Raw genomic sequence first — 18,524 nt, forward strand, 5'->3', positions numbered from 1 at the left:
CGTACAGGAGGTCAACCACTACACTGCGGGGATGACCAGCGCGATCGACCGTTCGTCGCCGCTGCCGTTCTACCACCAGCTGAAGCAGATCCTGCTCACCGACCTCCGCGAGCGCGACCTCACCGCCGGGGACCGGCTGCCCGGTGACCACGAGCTCTGCGCCACCTTCGACGTCTCCCGGACCGTCGTCCGCCAGGCCCTGGCCGAGCTGGAGACCGAGGGCGTCATCGTCCGGGTCAAGGGCCGCGGCACCTTCGTCGCACCGCAGAAGACGTCGGAGCACCTGGTCCAGTCCCTGACCGGGCTGTACGAGGACGTCGCCGCCCGCGGCTCCCACCTGCGCAGCGTCGTCCGCCGCCAGGAGGTCGTCCCCGCCGACCAGCAGATCGCCGCCGAGCTGGAGATCCAGCCCGGCGCCCCGCTGATCGTCATCGAGCGGCTCCGCTTCGTCGACGACGAGCCCTGGGTGCTGGCCACCACCTACCTGCCCTACGACGTCGCCCCCGGCCTGGTCGACGACGACCTCACCGACCAGTCGCTCTACGCCCTCCTGGAGCGCCGCTACGACGTCCACCTCACCCACGGCCGACGCGGGGTCGAGGCCGCCGTGGCCCACGACGCGCTGGCCGCCGACCTGGGCGTCAAGCCCGGCGACCCCGTCCTGGTCCTGCGCAGCACCTCCCACGCCGGCGAGCGCCCGGTGGAGATGTTCGTCGCCTACCACCGCGGTGACCGCAGTCGGTTCGAGGTCACCCTCAACCGCACCCGGCCCGCCGACGCGCACCTCGAGCCCCTGATGCGGGTCACCGCCCCCTGATCGCTACGCCAATCAGCGCCCTGAGCCTGTCGAAGGGCCGCCCGACTGTGCGCTCAAAGCAGTCCGCGGCCCGCCGGAACAGCGCTCAGCGCGCAGTCGACAGCGCTGAGCCAGGTGGGTACTGACCTCTGCATCGAGTGCGCGCTTCGGCAGGTCGATCGGTCGCGAAAACCTGCGTTTGCGCGCACTCGACGCCGACGCGTCAGTCCGGCGCGCGCCGGGGGCCGCCGACAGGCTCAGGGAGCGGACGTCAGATGTGCTGGATCCCCAGTCCGAGGACGGGAGCGACCAGCTCGAGCCGCCGCCGCAGGTCCCCCGTCGCGAGCACCGCGTGGTGCGAGGGCAGGGCCTCGACGTAGCGGTAGCCGTCGGGCACCCGGAGCACCGCGCCGTTCAGGCAGTCGGAGTTCTCGAACTGGTGGTAGCCCGTCAGGTCGGCCGGGGTCACCGTCAGGGTGTCCATGGTCGAGGTGAGCTTGACGATCGTCGTGTCCCCCTCGGCCATCCGGGCGTCAAGCGCGTGGGCGTTCGGGTCGACGATCTCCAGCACCCGCGGCTGCACCGACCACGACGTCGCGAACGACTGGGGCACCACGCCGAGGAACCCGCAGTGCGCCACGAGGATGTGGTCGGCCGGCCGCTCGGCCACCTCCGGGAAGTACGGGATCTTCTCGTGCTTCAGCGCCGCGTCGCCCATGAGGAAGGGGTAGAGGTTCGTCATCATCACCGGGGTCCGCAGGGTCTGCCAGGTGAGGAACTCGGTCATCATCGAGGTCAGGTCGGCCTCGCAGCCCCACATCAGCCCCCGCTCCTCGAAGAGCAGGTTCCAGGCCAGGCAGGGCGTCGTCGGGGAGGTCGCCGACTCGTTGAGGCAGTTGATCCCGGCCGCGATGACGTCGGGCGTCTCGTCCAGCTCGTCGGACAGCGCCAGGTAGAGCCGCAGGGCCTCCGCCCGCGCCCGCCAGGACAGGGCCGACAGCTCGACGTCGGGCGAGATCCGCTCGTGCGCCTCCACCACCCGGGTCTCGGGGACTGACGCGGCCCGCGCCGCGAGCTCGCGCCAGGAGCGTCGCTCGACGGTCACCCCGAGCCGCTGCTCCAGGTCGCCGACGCACTCCTCCTCCCACCAGTAGAAGCGCTTGAAGATGTCGGGCTGCATGCCGGCGCCGAGGTCGTCGAGGTAGGCGAGCATCCGCGACCGGGGCAGGGTCTGACGCACGGCCAGCCCGCGGAGCACGTCGACCAGCTCCTGCCGCGAGGTGGGCGCCACGGTGTCGACGCCGCGGCGGCGCAGGTAGTCCCGGATCTCCCAGTCCCACATGGAGACGGTGCCGAACTCCGACGTCACCACGAGCAGCGGCACCCGGATCCGCCGCAGCTCCTCCAGCAGCCGGTAGGCCAGTCCGCTCATGTCCGGGACGACCACGGCGGTGACGTCGTCGGCCACCGGGTCGCCGACCCAGGCCGCCGGCCGCCACTCGACGAGCCCCTCGGAGAGCTCCACCAGCGCCGCCAGCTGGCGGCGGAAGGACTCCCCCGGCTCCTGCTCCAGCGAGACCGGCAGCAGCACCGGCCGGGCCAGTGTCACCTGACCGGTCACGGGACGATGACCGCCTTGACCACCGAGCTGTCGGCGACGGCGGCGAGGGCGTCGCCGTACTCGTCCAGGCTGAAGCGCTCCGTGATGATCCCGACCGGGTCCACCCGGCCGTTCCGCAGGGCGCTCAGGGCCCGGTCGAAGGCGAACTGCTGGGCGAAGGAGCCCTTGATGGTGAGCTCCCGGCGGAAGATCTCGTACGGGGAGACCGGCCACTCGGCGGCCTCCGCGGCCATCCCGTAGACGAAGACCGTGCCGGCGTCGCGGACCAGGCCGATCGTCGTGCCCAGCACCGCCAGCGCCCCGGTCGCGTCGATGACGACGTCGAACCCGTCCGGCGCCAGCGCGCGCAGCTGCGCCTGGGAGCCCTCGGGGTCGGCGCGGTCCAGCTGCACGACGACGTCGGCGCCCCGGGCCGAGGCGAGCTCCAGCTTCGCGGCCGTCGGCGCGGCCACGACCAGCCGGCCGGCCCCGGAGCGGGCGAGCAGCGAGGTGAGGATCAGCCCGGTCGGGCCGGCGCCGAACAGCAGCACGTCCGAGCCGGGCACCAGGTCGAGCACGTCGAGGCCGTGGACCACGCAGGCCACCGGCTCGGTGAGCACGGCGACCTCGGGCTCCAGGTCGTCGACGACGAAGCAGCGGTCGGCGTCGGTCAGCACCTGCTCGGCGAACCCGCCCGGCGCGTTGACGCCCTGCGCGGCGACGTTCCGGCAGAACACCGGCCGACCGCGCCGGCACTCGACGCAGTGGCCGCAGGTGGCGCAGTTGTTGACCACGACCCGCCGGCCGAGCAGGTCGGCATCGACGCCGTCACCCAGCGCGACGACCTCGCCGACGAACTCGTGCCCGGGCGTCAGCGGGTAGGTGGGGCCGAACTCGCCGACGTGCAGGTGCGCGTCGGTGCCGCAGACGCCGGCCACCAGCACCTTGAGCCGGACCTCGCCCGGACCGGGCTCGGGGACGGGGACGTCGGCGACGGTGAAGTGCTCGGGCCGGTCGTAGACGACCGCTCTCATCGTGTCCACGGTTCTCTCCTCAGAAGGGGGTGCAGCGGGTCAGGCGAGCGTGTAGCCGCCGTCCATCAGCATCTCGGTGCCGCAGCAGAACGCGGCCTCGTCGCTGAGCAGCCACGCGGCGGCGGCGGCGACCTCGGCCGGCTCGGCGAACCGGCGCAGCGGGGTGACGGACTTCCACTGGTCGTGCAGCTCGTGCTTGCTGCCCAGCAGCGGGGTGTCGACGTAGCCGGGCGAGAGCGCGTTGACGCGCACGCCGCGGGAGGCCCACTCGAAGGCGAGGGACTTGGTCATGGCGACCAGCCCGCCCTTGGAGGAGTTGTACGCGACCTGCTGCTGCGGGTTGTTGACGACGTGCGCGCCCGACATCGACGCGATGGTGACGATCCGTCCGGCACCCTGGCCGAGCATCACCCGGCCCACCCGCTGGCAGGTCAGGAACACCCCGGTGAGGTTGACGCCGATGGTGCGCGACCAGGTCGCGGCGCTCATCTCCTCCGCCGGCGTCGGCTCCTCCGAGATCCCCGCCGCGGCGACCAGCGCGTCGACCCGGCCGGCGGCGTCGACGACGGCGGCCACGGCCGCGTCGACCGAGGCCTCGTCCAGCACGTCGACGGCGACGAAGGTCCCGACGACGTCGGCGGGCTCGCGACGGTCGAGGGAGAAGACCTGCGCCCCGCGCTCGGCCAGCCACGCCGCGCAGGCGTGCCCGACGCCGCCGGCCGCACCCGTCACGACGACGACGGCGCCCTCCGGCCAGGCCATCAGGCGGCCGCGCCGTCGGCCGCCGCGGTACCGGCCGCGTCGGACCAGCCCTCGATGCCGGTGGTCACCGAGGTGCCGGTCCGGATGGACTCGCCCAGGGCGAGGGAGATCTGGTGGTCCTCGCAGGCCTCGGCCAGGGGGTACGGCGCGGGGCCCTCGCCGCGGGCCCAGGCGCCGGTGGCGGCCAGCAGGTCGGCGACGGCGAGGTCGTCCTCGGAGAACCGGGCGCCGGCGAAGGCGTTGCGCCACACCACGCGGCCGTCGAAGCTGACGTGCTGCAGGTCGACGCCCTCGAGGTTGAGGTCCAGGCCGGCCTGCCGGCGGACCAGGGAGGACTCGACGGGCGTCCACGGGTCGACGAGCCGGGTGACCTTCTCGTCCACGATCTCGCCCCGGCTGCCGCGGACGACGATCCGGCGGGCGCGCAGCGGGTTCCACCACTGGTTGTCGGTGAAGTCGTAGAGGCCGGTGCGGCCGTCCCCGAAGTCGAGCGTGGCCAGGGTGGTGGCGGTGGGCTCGGGGGCGTCCGAGCCCGACCAGCCGGCCGGGCTCAGCGGGTTCGCCAGCGGCGCGGTGAAGGACTGCGCGTGCACGGTCACCGGCCCGCGGCCGACGCCGAGGAACCCGCGGATCATCGAGACGGCGTGGTAGAGGTGCGTCGAGCTGACCTGCACCGAGCTGACGTCGCCGATCACGCCGTCGCGGACGACGGCCAGCCGGGCGGCGTGCTGCGGCATCAGCAGGTACTGCTCCGCGACCTGGACCAGGCCGCTCTCCCCCACCGCGGACCACAGCGTGCGGAGCCCCTCGAGGTCGGCGGCGGGCGGGGTCTCGGCCAGCACCCGCACCCCGGCCCCGGCGAGCCGGGCCGTCGTCGGGCCCATCTCGCCCCAGGGCACGCAGGGGATGACGAACTCCGGGTCGGCCGCGAGCAGCTCCTCCTCGGTGGCGAAGGTCGGGACGCCCCAGTCGCGGGCGACCTCGGCGGCGCGCTCGGGCCGGCGGGACACGACCCCGGCGACGGCGAAGGCCTCGGGGGCCTGGCGGGCCAGCCGGGCGAAGAACTCCGAGCGCCAGCCGGTGCCGATCAGGCCGAAGCGGACGGGGGTCCGGGCGCTGGGGGTGGACGTCTGCGTGCTGGTCACATCACTCCTGTGTGCGTGCTGGTCGGGTCCGGACCGCGGACGTGCCGTCGCGTCCCGCGGGGCGGGGCGCCGGCGTCCCGGCCCGGCGACGACGGGGTCTTGTCATCGGCGGGGAGACCGGGTTAGCATCCTGTCATTACAGGTTTCACCCTGTCAATCACCGCGGAACCGGCTCGATCCGGAGCGAACACCTTCAGAACCAGGCGCCTCTGCGGCCCGTTGACAAACTTTCTTACATTGAGTTAGGAAGTGCAAGCAGCCGGCGGACGACCCGTCCGGTCACCCCACCCGAGCTCTCTCAACGAGGAGAACCATGCAGGACCAGACCGCGGCCCCGCAGGCCGTCGACACCACCCCGGCCGCGTCCGGCGCGTCCACCCCGTTCCGCCGCCGCACCCTGCTCCGCGCCGCCCTGGGTGGCGCCGCGGCTCTCGGGACCGGCTCGCTGCTCGCCGCCTGCAGCACCGACGACAGCTCCTCCGCCGGCAGCGGCGCCAGCGGCAACGCCGGCGGCAACCCCGCCACCGTGCGCATGTGGAGCTGGTACGGCGAGCAGAAGGACGAGTTCCCGAAGCTCGTGGCCAAGTTCCAGGAGGCCAACCCGAACATCAAGGTCGAGAACCGCGTGTTCGGCACCCCCGACCAGTACCTCCCCGCCCTGCAGGCCGCCGTCGCGGCCGGCGACGTGCCCGAGATCTTCGCCCCGCACACCCGGGCGCTGACCTACGGCACGGGCGGCATCTCCGCCGACCTCAAGGCCGACCTCGGCGACAGCTTCCTGTCCGACTTCTTCGACTCGGCCAACCAGGAGTACACCCTGGACGGCAAGCAGTACGCGATCGGCTGGATGGCCCAGACCTTCGGGCTGTTCTACAACCCGGACCTGCTGGACAAGGCCGGCGTCGACCCCGAGTCGCTCGAGACCTGGGACGACCTGATCGCCGCCGCGCCGAAGATCAAGGCGACCGACAAGTACGGCGTCTCCTTCAGCGCCAACCCGGGCACGAGCGCCATGGACTTCTTCCTGCCGCTGCTCACCCAGGTCTCCGACGACCCGACCTTCTTCCTGCGCCTCGACCAGGGCCTGGACGGGCTCACCTGGGAGGACCCGGTCGTCGTGCAGGCGCTGGAGCTGCAGAAGCGGATCGTCGACGCGGGCGTCTTCCAGCCCGGCACCACCGGCACCTCCGGCGACCAGGCTCCGCAGATCTTCTACACCGAGAAGTCGGCGATGCTCTTCAACGGCTCCTGGAGCCCGCAGGGGTTCATCCAGAACGCCTCGAAGGAGTTCGTCAAGAAGTACAAGGTGATGAAGAACCCGGCCATCGCGGCGGGCAAGAAGCACTGGACGGCCAACCAGGCCGGCGCCGGCTGGGCCGTCTCGGAGACCAGCGCCAACAAGGACGCCGCGCTCACCTTCATCAAGTTCCTGTACGAGGAGGCCAACTACTCCCCGGCCATGAACAACTCGAACTCGATGCCCGCCACCAAGAGCGCCGCTGCGATCATCGAGAACCCGGTGATGAAGCAGATGACCTCCTGGCTGATCGAGGGCGAGGGCTGCCCGCACATCCCCTTCGGCAACGGCACCGTCGCCGCGGCGGACCCGCTGGTCCAGCTGTTCGAGGGCAAGGGCGTGCCGGCCGAGGTGGCCCAGCAGATGCAGGCGGCCGTGGAAAACGCCAAGGGGTGACATGACGACCACTGCACCCCCGCAGGTGGTCGTGCCGCACGGACCCGTTCCGTCCCGCGAGGGGCGGTTCGGGTCCCGGCTCAAGCGGTCGCAACGGCTGGCCGGCTACCTCTTCGTGCTCCCCACGCTGGCGCTGTTCCTGGCCTTCGTGGGCTGGCCGATCGTCCAGACCATCTACCTGAGCCTCACCAAGTGGAGCGGGTTCGGCGAGAAGACCTTCGTCGGGCTCGACAACTACACCCGGATGGTCGGCGACCCGACCGCCCAGCGCGCCCTCGTGGTCACGCTGGTCTTCACCGCGGTCACGACGGTGGTGCAGACCGTCCTCGGCATCGTCATCGCCGTGCTGGTCAACGAGGTGTGGCGCAAGGTCGGCATCGTCGTCCGCACCATCCTCTTCATCCCCGGCATCGTCTCCTTCGTGGTGTCGGGGGTGCTGTGGAAGCTGATCTACGACCCGAACGTGGGCACCCTGAACCGGGTGCTGGGGTCGCTGGGCCTGGAAGGGCTGCAGCACATCTGGCTGGCCGACCGGGCCACGGTGCTGCCGGCGATCATGGTCGTCGCGATCTGGGGCGGCATCGGCATGAACATGCTGATCTTCTTCGCCGGCATCCAGGGCATCGACCCGGGGCTGTACGAGGCCGCGCAGGTGGACGGCGCCAACGCCTTCCAGCGGTTCTTCAACATCACCGTGCCGAGCCTGCGGGTGGTCACCGGGATCGTCGTCAGCCTCGGCCTGCTCAACGGGTTCAAGGTCTTCGACATCATCTACGTGATGACCGGCGGCGGCCCGAACCACGCCAGCGAGGTGTTCGGCACCTACCTCTACAACCTGGCGTTCGGCTCGACCTCGGGATCCCTGCCCCAGTTCGGCTACGCGTCGGCGTTCAGCGTCGTCGTCATGATCATGTGCATCCTCGCCGTCGTCGCCCAGATGACCATCACCCGGAGGGCGGAGCGGTGACCGCGACCCTGCAGGCCCCGACCACCTCCGGCGCCACCGCGCCGGAGAAGCGGAAGCGGACCGGCACCCGGCGTCGGCTGCCCTTCGGCAAGACGTTCGCCACCTTCATCCTGGTGCCGATCTGCGGGCTGATGGTGTTCCCGTTCGTCTGGCTGCTGCTCACCTCGTTGCGGCCGCAGAACACCGTGTTCTCCGGGCCGTTCTTCCCGGAGTCGCTGACCGGGGCGGCCTACCCGAAGGCCTGGACCTCGATCGAGTTCCCGCTGCACTTCTGGAACAGCCTCTGGATCACCTCGGTGACCGTGGCCGGGGTGCTGGTCTTCGCCACCCTCAGCGGGTACGCGTTCGCCAAGCTGGACTTCCCGTTCAAGAACACGCTCTACCTGCTGCTGCTGACCACGCTGATGATGCCGTCGACGGCGCTGATCATCCCGCTCTACCTGCAGCTGAAGAACCTCGGGCTGCTCGACACCCAGTCGGGCCTGCTGGTCCTCTACATCTCGGGGTCGGCGCCCTTCTCGATGTTCCTCATGCGGGCGTTCTTCCAGACCCTGCCGGACGAGCTGGTCGAGGCGGCCCGGGTGGACGGCTCCAGCGAGCTGACGATCTTCCTCCGGGTGATCCTGCCGCTGGCGCGCCCGGGCATCGCCACCGTCGTGATCTTCCAGTTCCTGCAGACCTGGAACGAGTTCCTGATGGCCAACACGGTCCTGCAGGACACCGACAAGCTGCCCCTGCAGCCGGTGCTGTTCAGCCTCACCGGGCAGTACTCCACCGACTGGCCGACGCTGACGGCCGGCCTGACGCTGTCGATCATCCCCGTGGTGGTCGTCTACGTCCGGATGCAGAACCAGTTCGTCGCCGGCATGACCCTCGGCGCGGTCAAGTAGCCGCGCCCCTCCCCACCCGCTCGGCCGATGGGCACCACCACCCCACCGGGCGTCGTGCCCCGCCCGCCCGAGCCGCACCACCGCTCCCTGAGCCTGTCGAAGGGCCTCCTTCGGCAGGCTCAGGGCGTTCCCCACCCCCTGACCCGAACAGAGAGCTCCGCCATGCCCATCCAGAACGTGATCATCAACAGCACCGACGTCGCGCGCTCGGTCGCCTTCTACACCGAGTTCCTCGACGCCGCCGTGGTCGGCGAGGCCACCGCCGAGCACGCCGTCCTCGACCTCGTCACCGCCACCCTCGAGCTGCGCTCCGTGCCCGCCGCGGACAGCACCTGGGTCGCCGACGACCTGCAGCGGGGCTTCCGCCACGTCGGGTTCAAGGTCGACCGGGTCGACCCGCGGGCCGAGGTCCTCAAGGCCGCCGGGGTCCCCTTCCACCTCGACCCGCTGAACGCCGAGGGCGGCGTGCGGATCTGCTTCTTCTACGACCCGGACGGCACGCTGCTCGAGCTCGTCGAGGGCGACCTGCAGTACGCGCAGGTCCTCGACGCCGACGGCGTGGCCGCCGAGCGCGCCCTGGGCGTGCCCGAGCGCCCGCGCTTCGACCACGTCGCCGTGACCGTCGACGACCGGGCCGCCACCGACGCCTTCTACGCGCCGCTGGGCTTCTCCTTCATCGGCACCATCGAGCAGCCCCACGACCCCCGGGGGTTCAGCATCGGCTACCTGAAGTCGGGCGCTACCGTGCTCGAGGTGTTCACCTACGAGGCCGCCAAGCAGACCCGCAGCCCGCAGCCCGACGCCCCCGGCTTCGGCTGGGCGCAGCTGGCCGGCACCGCCCCGACCGCCGGCGTGACCACGGTCGACAACACCTCGGGGGCGGCCGTGCTGGCCGACGCCGACGGCTTCCTGTTCGCCACCACCGACGGCCCGGCCGCGTGACCGCGCCCGGGAGCGACGACTGGGTCCGGCCGCTCGGCTCCACCGGGCTGTCGGTGACGGCGGTGACCGTCGGGGGTGCGCCGCTGGGCAGCATGCCCGAGAACTTCGGGCACGAGGTCGCCTACGACGACGGCGTCGCCCTGGCGGCGTACGTGCTGGACTCCCCCGTCCGGGTCCTCGACACCTCCAACGGCTACAGCGGTGGCGAGAGCGAGCGCCGGATCGGCGCGGCCGTCGCGGCCCGCGGCGGGCTGCCGGCGGACTTCCTGGTCGCCACCAAGGTCGACGCGAAGGGCCGGGACTACTCCGGCGCCCGCGTCCGGGCCAGCGTCGCCGAGTCCCAGGAGCGGCTCGGCGTGGACCAGCTGCCGCTGGTCTACCTGCACGACCCCGAGTTCCACGACTTCGACGAGCTGGCGGGCCCCGGCGGCGCCGTCGAGACCCTGATGGCGCTGCGCGACGAGGGCGTGATCGGCCACGTCGGGCTGGCGGGCGGCACCTCCCAGGAGATGCAGCGCTACCTCGCCCTCGGCGGCTTCGAGGTGCTCCTGGTGCACAACCGCTGGACCCTCGTCGACCGCAGCGCGACCGAGCTGGTGGCCCAGGCCGAGGACCTCGGCGTCGCGCTGGTCAACGCCGCCGTCTACGGCGGCGGCCTGCTGGCCAAGCCCGGCAGCACCACCAAGTACGGCTACCGCGAGGCCAGCCCGGTGACCCTGGCCGCCGTCGAGGCCATGCGCGGCGTCTGCGCCGAGCACGGCACGGACCTGGCCACCGCCGCCCTGCAGGCCTCGGTCCGCGACCCGCGGGTGAGCACGACCGTGGTCGGGCTCAGCCGGCCCGCCCGGCTGGACGCGCTGATCGAGGCCCTGCGCGTCGAGCTCGACGACAGCCTCTTCGACGCGCTCGAGGCGCTCCGCCCCCCGCGCGAGCACTGGCTGGACTCCCAGCCCTCCTGACCTCGAGCTCCCACCCCGCGACCCGCTGACCCCTGAGGAGACCCATGACCACCCCCACCCAGCTGCCCGCCGACTTCGTCTGGGGCACCGCCACCGCGTCGTACCAGATCGAGGGCGCCGTCGCCGAGGACGGCCGCGGCCCCAGCATCTGGGACACCTTCGCCCGCACGGCCGGGAAGATCTCCGACGGCACCGTCGGCGACGTGGCCGACGACCACTACCACCGCTACGCCGAGGACATCGCGCTGATGGCCTCGCTCGGCTTCAACGCCTACCGCTTCTCCATCGCCTGGCCGCGCATCCAGGCGACGGGCACCGGCCCGGCCAGCCAGGCCGGGCTGGACTTCTACCGCCGGATCGCCGAGACCTGCCACGAGCACGGCATCACCCCGTGGGCGACGCTCTACCACTGGGACCTGCCGCAGGCGCTGGAGGACCAGGGCGGCTGGCTGAACCTCGACACCGCGGCCGCCTTCCGCGACTACGCGGCGCTGACCCACGACGCGCTGGGCGACGTCATCCAGCACTGGATCACCCTCAACGAGCCGTGGTGCTCGGCCTTCCTCGGCTACGGCAACGGCGTGCACGCGCCCGGGAAGCAGGTGGGCACGGACGCTTTCAAGGCCGCGCACCACCTGCTGCTCGGCCACGGCCTGGCGATGAACGCGATGCGGGAGAGCCGGCACACGGACTCGGTGCTGGGCATCACGCTGAACCTCTACTCGGTGCGCCCCGCCTCGGACTCCGAGCTGGACCACGAGGCCGCCCGCCGCACCGACGGCATCGGCAACCGCTTCTTCCTCGACCCGGTGCTCACGGGCTCCTACCCGAGCGACGTGCTGCTGGACGCCGGGCTCAGCGACTGGTTCGAGGAGCGCAGCGGGGACCTCGACGTCATCCACGTGCCCGTCGACTTCATGGGCATCAACTACTACAGCCGGCACACCGCGGCCGGCCCGGAGGACGGCGTCTTCGCCGACCCGTCGGTGCCCAGCGCCTCACCGGGCAGCGAGCGCGTCCAGCACGTCGACACCGGCGCCGACAAGACGTTCATGGGCTGGGAGATCCACCCCGACGGCCTGGTCGACGTCGTCGCCATGGTGGCCGAGCGCTCGGGCGACCTGCCGATCTACATCACCGAGAACGGTGCGGCCTACGACGACCAGGTGGGCGCCGACGGCCAGGTCGACGACGAGGAGCGGCGGCACTACTTCGAGCTGCACACCGGCGCCTGCGCCGACGCGGTGGCCCAGGGCCTCCCGCTGCGCGGCTACTTCGCCTGGAGCTTCATGGACAACTGGGAGTGGGCCTTCGGCCTCAGCCGCCGCTTCGGGCTGGTCCACGTCGACTACGACACCCAGGTCCGCACGGTGAAGAAGAGCGGCGCCTGGTTCCGCGACTTCCTCGCGGCGCAGCAGCAGGCCTGAGGCCCACCCGTGGGCTGACGTGTCAGAACCTGGGGCGGTCCCGGCCGCCCCAGCGTCTGACACGTCGGCTCACGGCGAGGGGTCAGTGGACGGCGAGGGCCAGCCGGCTCGACGTCTGGTGCGGCGTCAGCCGGCTGTGCAGCACGAGCGACGCGGCCCCCAGGGCCGCGGAGATGTCGCTGGACCGGGACAGCCCGATCTTGGTCGGGTGCACGGCGCGGACGAAGCTGAGCCGCTCCAGGTCCTGCCAGATGCGGCGCAGGTAGATCTCCCCCGCCGCCCCGAAGCCCGGACCGGCCAGGATGATCTGGTCGAGGTCCAGCAGGTTGGTCACCGAGACCAGCGCGCGGGACAGGTAGAACGCCGACTCCTCGATGACCGGGAGCGCCTGCTCGTGGTCGGCGGCCGCGGCCCGGGCGACGCGCTCGGCGTCCTGCCGGACGGTGGCCCGGTCCCCCTGCAGGCCCAGCTCGGCGGCCAGGCCGGGCTGCTCCAGCGCCCGCTCGACGATCCGGGCGGGGGCCGCGAGCATCTCCAGGCAGCCCTGGCTGCCGCACCAGCACGGCGGGCCGTTGACGTCGAGGACCATGTGGCCGATCTCGCCGACGTTGGAGGACGAGCCCCGGTAGATGTCGCCCTTGGTGACCAGGCCGAGGCCGAAGCCGGTGGCCATGTAGACGGTGGCGAAGTCCGCCGAGGCCGGGATGCGGCCCACCCAGAACTCCCCGATCGCGGCGCAGGTGGAGTCGTTCTCGACCACGACGGGCAGGTCGGTGGCCGTGCTCAGCGTCTCCTCGAGGTCGAAGAGCTCCCAGTCCTCCGACTGCGGGTTGCCGCGGAGCACCTGGTGGGCGGTGTCCTGACGGCCGGCGACCGCCATCCCGATGCCCATCACCGTGCTCCGGTCGACGCCGGCGGAGCCGACCAGGCCCTCCAGCTCGGCGGCGACCCGCGGGATCACGACGCCGGGGGTGTCGTGGCCGATCCCGTCGGCGTCGAGCCGGGCGATCACCTCCCCCGCCAGGTCGGTGACGAGGTAGGTGATGCTGGCGAAGTCCAGCGAGACCCCGACGGCGTGCCGGGACCGGGCGTTCAGCTGCAGCAGGGTGCGCCGCTTGCCGCCGGTGCGGTCGCCGAACCCGACCTCGGCGATCAGGCCCTCGGTCAGCAGCTGCTTGACGATGCGGGAGATGGACGCCCCGGTGAGCCCGGAGCGGTCGGCGAGCTCGATCCGGCTGACGACGCCGCTGGAGCGGATGAGGTCGAGGATCGCGCTGTGGGTCTCGACCGCCGTCGCGCCCTTCAGGTGCTTGGCCACGTCACGTCCACGACCACGACTTTATTGCAGAGGTCAGGAAAGGGTGCACGCCGCGTCAGCCGAGGTACAGGCAGAAGGGGTGGCCCGCCGGGTCGACGTGCACGCGGACGTCGTCCTGGGGCTGGAAGGCGCTGGCCGGCGCTCCGCAGGACTCCGCGTGCGCGCTGGCCGCCGCGAGGTCCTCGACCTCGATCTCCAGGTGCAGCTGCATCTGCTGGTCCTCGGGGCCGCGGGGCGGCCAGACCGGCGGGACGTGGTGGGGCTCGGCCTGGAAGGCCAGGGCGACGCCGCCGGCCGGGTCGCGCAGCACCGCCCACTCCGCCGAGGACTCCTCGACCTCCCAGCTCAGCAGCCGCTGGTAGAAGGCCAGCAGCGCCGGGACGTCGCGGCAGCCGAGGTTGACGTGGCTGACGCGGAGCCGTGGCCGGTCAGCCCCCGGCCCGCTCACCGCGACGCCCGCCAGCGCTGCAGGGCCGCCTCGACGTCGACCGTCGGCACGACCACCGGGACGCCGGCCTCGGGCGGGCGCCGGCGGAGGTCGAGGATCCGCTGGTTGAGGTCCTCGACCAGCTCGCGGGCCGCGGCCTCGTCGCGGACGCCGGCCAGCGCCGTCGGCAGCTGCTCGACCTCCCGGCGCAGCGCCAGGCCCGGCGGCAGCGGGGCGGAGATCTTCTCGCGCTCGATCAGGCCCTTGACCCACCAGTTCGGGTCGTGCTTCGCCACCCCGGGGATGGGACGACCGGCCCCGGGCAGGTCGTCGAACTCCCCGCGCTCCTGCGCCTCGCGGACCTGGCGGTCCACCCAGCTCTCGTACCGCTCCATGCCTGGCTCCTCCCGGGAACGCCTCGCCCTCGAGACTAGCCATCGCCGACCCGGCCGGCGGGGACCGGTGTGCCACCCTGGGGCGGTGGACCCCTGGAGCGTCGGGCTGGCGGTGCTGGTCGTCGTCGGGCTGGCCGCCGTCGTCTTCGGCGCCCTCCACGACCGGGCCCGGAACCGTCGCCGGGCGGCGGAGGTGCTGGCCCCGCCGGACCGGGTGATCCCCCACTTCCGGGCCGACGCGCCCGCGCCGCGCTACCTCTCCGAGCTGCAGGCGCGCCGCCCGCCCGAGGACCCGCGGCCCGTCCTGGACGCCGCCGGCCGCGCCGAGGTCGAGCGCCAGCTGGCGGACGGCGCCGGCACCGGCGTGGCGGTCGGCTGGGCGTCGGCGGACTTCGTCACCGACCCGGCCACGGGCTGGGCGGTCCTCGACGAGCCGGTCGTCCTGGTCTGCGCCGACGAGGTGGTGAGCCTGCGCGAGCTGCTGGGCCTGCTGGAGCGCCTCCTGCTGAGCCGGACGCCCCTCGTGCTGGTCGCGCCCCGGGTCGCCCGTGAGGTGCAGGCGACGCTGGAGGTGAACCGCCTCCGCGGCCTGCTGTCCGTCGTCGTGGTGCTGGTGGGCGACCCGGCCGAGCGGGACGCGCTGGCCCGGGGCTGCGGCGCCACCCCCACCGAGCGCGCGGACCGGCAGGCCGGGTACCTGCCGCCGACGGTGCTGGGCCGCTGCCGCCGCTGGGTGAGCACCGACCGGCGCAGCCTGGCCGTCACCCGGGAGACGAGCCCGGCCTGAGCCGCCCTACGCTGCCCGGGTGACGGAGACGGGTGCGGACCGGCGGTGGCCGCGGGGCGTCTACGGCGTCGGCGACGAGCCGGACCCCCGCTTCAGCTTCGCCAACGAGCGCACCTTCCTGGCCTGGGTGCGCACCGCGCTGGGGTTCGTCGCGGCCGGGGTGGCGCTGGCCGCCGTCGGCCGGCTGGGCGGCGGGCTCGGCGTCGAGGCCCGGGTGGCCGCCCTGCTGCTCGTCCTCGCCGGCCTGGTCTGCGGCGTCGGCGCCCTGGTCCGCTGGGCCCGCAACGAGCGGGCGCTCCGGCTGGGCGAGCCGCTGCCGTCGTCGGCCCTGCTGCTGGCGGTCACGGGCATCGTCGTGCTGGCGGCCGCCGTCGCGCTCGTCCTGGTCACGTTCGCGTGAGCCGGTGAGGGCGGTGACCACGTGAGGTCGGTGAGCGGGTGAGGTCGGGGGCCGCCGGTCGCGGCCCCTGGGACCCGGGCCTGCAGAGCGAGCGGACGGCGCTGGCCTGGCAGCGGACCCTGCTCTCGGGCCTGGCCTGCTCGCTGGTGGTGGCCCGGCTGCTGGCGCTGGTGTCCTGGCCGGCCGCGGTGGTCGCGGGCATCGCCGCGGTGGTGACGACGGCGGCGCTGGGCGTGCTGGCCCGCCGCCGGTTCCGCCGCAACGACGACGCGGTCCGGCAGCGCCGCCCGCTCGCCGACGCACGGGCGCCGCTGCTGCTCAGCGTCCTCGTCGTGCTGACGGCCCTCGGGGCCGCCGTCGTGGTGCTGGGCTCGGGCCCTCAGTCGTAGCCGAGCTCGTGCAGCCGGTCGTCGTCGATGCCGAAGTGGTGGGCGATCTCGTGCACGACGGTGACGTGCACCTCCTCGACGACGTCCTCGTGGGTGTCGCAGATCGCGAGGATCGGCAGCCGGTAGATGAGGATGCGGTCCGGCAGCACGCCGGCGTAGAACTCGCCGCGCTCGGTGAGCGGCACCCCGTCGTAGAGCCCGAGCAGCCCGGCGAGGTCCGGGGGCGGGGCGTCCTCCACGAGGATCACGCAGTTCTCGACCAGCGCCAGCAGCTCGTCGGGCACCTCGTCGAGGGCCTGCTGGACCAGCGCCTCGAACTCCGGCGCCTCCATCGTCACCGTCACCGGGCGGCCTCCGGGGCCGGGCGCGGGGCCGGGCCGAGGACCCGGTCGAGCCACCAGACCAGCGCCGAGAGGAGGAAGAGGAAGACGGCGATGCCGAGCGCGGCGACCGTCACGGCGACCGCCCCGTTCTCGCCGACGTCGAGGAACGGGTAGGGGTACCAACCGGTGACCGCGCCCACCACCAGCGTGTAGAACAGCCAGGCGAAGGGGTAGATGAGGGCCAGCAGCACCACCCGCCGGGTCACCCGGCGCCGCGGCCCGAACAGCACCCAGCCCAGCACCGTCAGCAGCGGCACGACCACGTGCAGCAGCTTGTCCACCGCGTAGGACCACCCCTCCAGGTCCAGCAGCGGGCGCAGCAGGAACCAGTGCACGACGCCGGTGATGGTGATGGCGACGACGGCGTCCAGCCGCAGCACCCGCCACACCGGGCCGTCGACCCGCGGGTCGCGCGCGGCGGCCGCGCAGGTCACCAGCACCAGGACGTTGGACAGGATCGTGAAGTAGCTGACCAGGTGGAACAGCCGCTCCCCCAGCCCCGGCGGGTCGACCTCGACCAGCGTCGCGGCGCCGCTGGCGGTCAGCACCAGCTGGGCGACCAGGGCGAACGCCGCGACGAGGGCCGTGAGGCCGTGGGACAGGCGTGCCGCGGACGTCGACCTCATGAGCCGCAGCCTAGTGGTCGCCGCCGACGGCGCTTCGTGCATGAATAACAACCGTGAAACTACATCGCTGTCATCCGCGTGTCGGCTTGCCAATCGGGTCGAATCGTTACTCAACCCTTGCTTCGACCGCTGGGGCAGCCCTAGAGTCCTGAGCAACCTGGGGTTCTTGTGACGGACGTGACGCAATCGTTGTGCTGTCCCTCCCAGGACTCGGGTGCACGCAGAGCCGTCGCCGACGGCCCACAGGAGGGACTCCGAATGCACGTCATCCGAGCAGGTCTGAGGACCGGCGCACGACTGCTCGTCTGCACCGCGCTGCTGGTGGGGCTGGTGGGCACCGCCCCGGCGTCCGCCGTCAGCACCGCGACGACGACCGAGGCGCTCAACGTCCGGTCCGGGCCCGGCACCACCTACCGCGTGCTGGGCACCCTGCGCGACGGGCAACGGGTGACCACCCTCAGCACCAGCGGGGGCTGGACGCGCATCGAGTTCCGCGACGCCAAGGCCTACGTCGCCGCGAAGTACCTGCGGACGACGGCGGCCACCCCCGTCGTCGCCACCCCCTCGGTCGCCGCGGGCAGCCTGCGGGCGACGACGACCGCGGTCAACGTCCGGACCGGTGCCGGCACCTCCCACGCCGTCCTGCGCGTGCTGGCCGGCGGCACCCGGGTCACCATGACCGGGCGGACCGCGGACGGGTTCGCCGAGGTCGTGCTCGGCAGCCGGAAGGGCTGGGTCGCCAGCACCTACCTCAAGGCGACGACCGGGGTGCCGGCCGTCGTGGGCACCCGGGTCGCCACCGCCGCCCTGGACATCCGCTCCACCGCCGCCGACGAGTACACCCGCATCGCCGAGGTGAAGAAGGGCACCAAGCTCTCTATCACCGGCGCCGTCGCCAACGGCCGCGCGCAGGTGGTCTACGCCAAGGCGGCCCGCTGGGTGACCGCCAAGTACCTCGCCGCGCCGACCGCCGACCAGCCCGCCGTGCCCGGCCTGCCGCGGGTCACCGGGACCCGCTACGCCACGGCGACCCTGGACATCCGCTCCACCAGCGCCGACTCCTACACCGCCGTCGGCGAGGTGCCGCGCGGCACGGCCCTGAGCATCACCGGCGTGGTCGTCGACGGCCGGATGCAGATCATCTGGAACAAGGCGGCCCGCTGGGTGACCGCGAAGTACCTCGCGACCAGCCGGCCCTCGGTCGACAACGGCGCCGGCGCAGGCGTCGAGCGAGGGCTGAAGCCGAACGCCGTCAAGGTGCACCGCGCCGCCCGGCTGCAGTTCCCGCAGATCACCACCTACTACGGCGTCCGCGCCGACTCCATCCCGGACCACCCCTCGGGCCGCGCGCTGGACCTGATGATCCCGTCCTACACCTCCTCGGGCGGCAAGGCGCTGGGCGGCGAGGTCGCGGCCTGGGCCCGGACCAACGCCCGCGCCCTCGGCATCCAGTACGTGATCTGGAACCAGCGCATCTGGAACATCCAGCGCGACAAGGAGGGCTGGCGCCCGATGGCGGACCGCGGCGGGGACTCGGCGAACCACAAGAACCACGTGCACATCACGGTCTACGGCTGATCCAGC

The 18,524-nt window shown here is 72.6% G+C and carries 20 protein-coding genes; 11 read left to right on the top strand and 9 right to left on the bottom strand.

The annotated features are described in order from the left end of the window. The first annotated feature begins 31 nt into the window (after nt 1-31). Nucleotides 32-817, top strand: coding sequence for a GntR family transcriptional regulator (locus tag JOF54_RS09140; RefSeq protein WP_210054947.1), 786 nt, complete (start codon nt 32-34; stop codon nt 815-817). A 250-nt stretch (nt 818-1,067) separates the two neighbouring features. Here the strand turns inward: JOF54_RS09140 and JOF54_RS09145 are convergent, their stop codons facing one another. Genes JOF54_RS09145 through JOF54_RS09160 form a run of 4 tightly spaced genes read right to left on the bottom strand, consistent with a single transcriptional unit; the run spans nt 1,068 to nt 5,337 of the window. Further along, nucleotides 1,068-2,417 carry a hypothetical protein gene (locus JOF54_RS09145; RefSeq protein WP_210054949.1) on the bottom strand — a complete coding sequence of 450 codons (1,350 nt, stop codon included), beginning with the start codon at nt 2,415-2,417 and terminating at the stop codon, nt 1,068-1,070. Further along, complete coding sequence (locus JOF54_RS09150; protein WP_245359525.1) at nt 2,414-3,430, bottom strand: zinc-dependent alcohol dehydrogenase family protein; 1,017 nt, start codon at nt 3,428-3,430, stop codon at nt 2,414-2,416. Before JOF54_RS09150 ends, JOF54_RS09145 begins: the two co-directional genes overlap by 4 nt. A gap of 39 nt (nt 3,431-3,469) precedes the next feature. Continuing rightward, nucleotides 3,470-4,192 carry an SDR family oxidoreductase gene (locus tag JOF54_RS09155; RefSeq protein ID WP_210054953.1) on the bottom strand — a complete coding sequence of 241 codons (723 nt, stop codon included), beginning with the start codon at nt 4,190-4,192 and terminating at the stop codon, nt 3,470-3,472. Further along, nucleotides 4,192-5,337: a Gfo/Idh/MocA family protein gene (locus JOF54_RS09160; RefSeq protein ID WP_210054955.1), complete on the bottom strand. Its 1,146-nt coding sequence runs from the start codon at nt 5,335-5,337 to the stop codon at nt 4,192-4,194. Before JOF54_RS09160 ends, JOF54_RS09155 begins: the two co-directional genes overlap by 1 nt. 313 nt (nt 5,338-5,650) lie before the next feature. Here JOF54_RS09160 and JOF54_RS09165 point away from each other — a divergent pair, with 313 nt between their 5' ends. The 6 genes from JOF54_RS09165 (at nt 5,651) to JOF54_RS09190 (ending at nt 12,215) form a co-directional block, all read left to right on the top strand. Continuing rightward, nucleotides 5,651-7,030 carry an ABC transporter substrate-binding protein gene (locus JOF54_RS09165; protein WP_210054957.1) on the top strand — a complete coding sequence of 460 codons (1,380 nt, stop codon included), beginning with the start codon at nt 5,651-5,653 and terminating at the stop codon, nt 7,028-7,030. A 1-nt stretch (nt 7,031) separates the two neighbouring features. Continuing rightward, nucleotides 7,032-7,997, top strand: coding sequence for a carbohydrate ABC transporter permease (locus tag JOF54_RS09170; RefSeq protein ID WP_210054960.1), 966 nt, complete (start codon nt 7,032-7,034; stop codon nt 7,995-7,997). After that, the gene (locus tag JOF54_RS09175; RefSeq protein WP_210054962.1) at nt 7,994-8,887 is read left to right on the top strand and encodes a carbohydrate ABC transporter permease; all 894 of its coding nucleotides are present in this window, start codon (nt 7,994-7,996) and stop codon (nt 8,885-8,887) included. Before JOF54_RS09170 ends, JOF54_RS09175 begins: the two co-directional genes overlap by 4 nt. 162 nt (nt 8,888-9,049) lie before the next feature. Next, complete coding sequence (locus JOF54_RS09180) at nt 9,050-9,829, top strand: VOC family protein (protein ID WP_210054963.1); 780 nt, start codon at nt 9,050-9,052, stop codon at nt 9,827-9,829. After that, a complete protein-coding gene (locus tag JOF54_RS09185; RefSeq protein WP_210054965.1) occupies nt 9,826-10,788 on the top strand; it encodes an aldo/keto reductase in 963 nt (320 codons plus the stop codon). The genes JOF54_RS09180 and JOF54_RS09185 overlap by 4 nt, the downstream gene beginning before the upstream one ends. A 44-nt stretch (nt 10,789-10,832) precedes the next feature. Further along, the gene (locus tag JOF54_RS09190) at nt 10,833-12,215 is read left to right on the top strand and encodes a GH1 family beta-glucosidase (protein ID WP_210054967.1); all 1,383 of its coding nucleotides are present in this window, start codon (nt 10,833-10,835) and stop codon (nt 12,213-12,215) included. Nucleotides 12,216-12,297: 82 nt separating this feature from the next. Here JOF54_RS09190 and JOF54_RS09195 read toward each other — a convergent pair whose 3' ends face one another. Genes JOF54_RS09195 through JOF54_RS09205 form a run of 3 tightly spaced genes read right to left on the bottom strand, consistent with a single transcriptional unit; the run spans nt 12,298 to nt 14,355 of the window. After that, nucleotides 12,298-13,533, bottom strand: a complete 1,236-nt coding sequence (locus JOF54_RS09195; RefSeq protein WP_210054969.1) for an ROK family transcriptional regulator — start codon at nt 13,531-13,533, stop codon at nt 12,298-12,300. 55 nt (nt 13,534-13,588) lie between these two features. Then, nucleotides 13,589-13,981: a VOC family protein gene (locus JOF54_RS09200; RefSeq protein ID WP_210054971.1), complete on the bottom strand. Its 393-nt coding sequence runs from the start codon at nt 13,979-13,981 to the stop codon at nt 13,589-13,591. Beyond that, on the bottom strand, nt 13,978-14,355 hold the full coding sequence (locus JOF54_RS09205) for a DnaJ family domain-containing protein (protein ID WP_210054973.1): 378 nt from the start codon (nt 14,353-14,355) through the stop codon (nt 13,978-13,980). The genes JOF54_RS09200 and JOF54_RS09205 overlap by 4 nt, the downstream gene beginning before the upstream one ends. Before the next feature lie 85 nt (nt 14,356-14,440). Between JOF54_RS09205 and JOF54_RS09210 the strand changes: the two genes are divergently transcribed. The 3 genes from JOF54_RS09210 to JOF54_RS09220 are packed head-to-tail and all read left to right on the top strand — an operon-like array spanning nt 14,441 to nt 15,931. Next, entirely contained in the window at nt 14,441-15,142 is a 702-nt protein-coding gene (locus tag JOF54_RS09210) for a hypothetical protein (RefSeq protein WP_210054974.1), read from the top strand. 19 nt (nt 15,143-15,161) lie between these two features. Beyond that, nucleotides 15,162-15,542, top strand: coding sequence for a YidH family protein (locus JOF54_RS09215; protein ID WP_210054976.1), 381 nt, complete (start codon nt 15,162-15,164; stop codon nt 15,540-15,542). A 38-nt stretch (nt 15,543-15,580) separates the two neighbouring features. Further along, on the top strand, nt 15,581-15,931 hold the full coding sequence (locus JOF54_RS09220) for a DUF202 domain-containing protein (RefSeq protein WP_210054977.1): 351 nt from the start codon (nt 15,581-15,583) through the stop codon (nt 15,929-15,931). Here JOF54_RS09220 and JOF54_RS09225 read toward each other — a convergent pair. After that, nucleotides 15,922-16,275 (bottom strand): metallopeptidase family protein, encoded by a 354-nt coding sequence (locus tag JOF54_RS09225; RefSeq protein ID WP_372443479.1) that lies wholly within the window; start codon nt 16,273-16,275, stop codon nt 15,922-15,924. The genes JOF54_RS09220 and JOF54_RS09225 overlap by 10 nt on opposite strands. Beyond that, the gene (locus tag JOF54_RS09230) at nt 16,272-16,940 is read right to left on the bottom strand and encodes a Pr6Pr family membrane protein (protein WP_210054980.1); all 669 of its coding nucleotides are present in this window, start codon (nt 16,938-16,940) and stop codon (nt 16,272-16,274) included. The genes JOF54_RS09225 and JOF54_RS09230 overlap by 4 nt, the downstream gene beginning before the upstream one ends. A 258-nt stretch (nt 16,941-17,198) precedes the next feature. Here JOF54_RS09230 and JOF54_RS09235 point away from each other — a divergent pair, with 258 nt between their 5' ends. Beyond that, nucleotides 17,199-18,518: a VldE C-terminal domain-containing protein gene (locus JOF54_RS09235; RefSeq protein WP_210054982.1), complete on the top strand. Its 1,320-nt coding sequence runs from the start codon at nt 17,199-17,201 to the stop codon at nt 18,516-18,518. The last annotated feature ends 6 nt before the right edge of the window (nt 18,519-18,524 follow it).

Origin of the sequence: Microlunatus capsulatus (assembly GCF_017876495.1) — a bacterium.
Taxonomy (GTDB): domain Bacteria; phylum Actinomycetota; class Actinomycetes; order Propionibacteriales; family Propionibacteriaceae; genus Microlunatus; species Microlunatus capsulatus.